Consider the following 1,251-nt stretch of genomic DNA (forward strand, 5'->3'; position numbering starts at 1 on the left):
TGACCGCTGATAAAAAAGGTCCGCAGGCTGTTCAGCGGCCGAATCCAGGTCGGCCGGTCAAAGGCCAGCATCAACAGGGTCTGCTCGGTGGTTTTGTAGCTGTTGCGGTCTTTGTCCAACCGGAGGGGAACGCCGCGCGGGTCCCGCGTGTCCATCCCCATCGGGAGGCCGGTGGTATAGGTGGCTTCGATCCGGTAGACGGCCTGGGTATAGATCTCCTCGGAGTAGTTGGCCGACACGCCGACCACATGGCTGCGCGGGTTGACCAGGTCGAGCGGGACCGTCAGGAGGTTGCCTTCGAGGCGAGCACGGTCACTGCGGACCTTGACCCCGGTCGTGTCGGACAGGGTGCAGAAGTAGTGCAGGCCAAAGTCAACCAGACCGTAGACAGCCTTGAAGCGCACCCCCAGCTCGCTGTTTTTCAGCTGCCAGTCGGGCTTTTTTTCCTGTACCGGCGTGACCAGATCGATCACCTGGTCGCCCACAATGGCCGTGTTGACCGGTCCGCGACGCCGTGAGCCGTAGTAACCCCACGGCCGTTTGAAATCGCCCGGGATCCAGATGCCCTCGATAAACGACTCCTCAAACGGCCCGAATTTCCCGATATCGTAGATGGCACGGGTCATGAACAGCGGGAAGCGAATATCCTCCCAGGGTTCGCGAGCCCAGTGCCAGGAGGTGTCCAAGGGATTGATGACGTCCAGGGCCCGGAAGGTGTCGGTCTCGCCCCAGATGACCTGTTGGCGGCCGATGCGCAGGGTAACGGGCGGGAGGGCCAGGTCCACATAGGCTTCACGGATCCAGTTCTCAAACTTCAGCTGAGAACGCTGGCCCTTGGTGAAGTGCTCGCGCCGCGAGTCGGAAATGTCATAGGTCGAGTCATAGGCAAAGCGGTAGATGAGCTTGAAGGTCGCCTCTTCGAGCCATCCGGTCGACAGGCCGCCGATGGAGGTTTGGCTGTTGCGGATGAAGTTCCAGGTATTTTCCAGCTGTATGCTGTTGCGCTGGACAACCAGGGTGGCGTCTTGGTACTGCGGGGTACGCAGTACGGCCTGGCTCTGCATAAAGCCTTCGAGTTCCAGGTCGTCGCGCAGGTTGATAATCGCCCACGACTCGACGCCAGACAGCACAACCAGACCGAGCACACTTAAACAGCCAAGAATCTTCGACAGCCGAGAGACCATATGCATCCAAACACTCCTTTCAGGAAGCTCAAGAAGCGGAGCCGGCTTGTGGCAGATATCGCGGACA

General features: G+C 60.0%; 1 protein-coding gene. It reads right to left on the bottom strand.

Translation table 11 applies throughout. The features are described 5' to 3' along the window. A partial coding sequence (locus tag J4F42_22470; protein MCE2488288.1) for a hypothetical protein occupies positions 1-1,190 on the bottom strand: 1,190 nt, incomplete at its 3' end. Positions 1,191-1,251 lie beyond the last annotated feature (61 nt).

Source organism: Desulfurellaceae bacterium (assembly GCA_021296095.1).
Lineage (GTDB): Bacteria > Desulfobacterota > Binatia > Bin18 > Bin18 > JAAXHF01.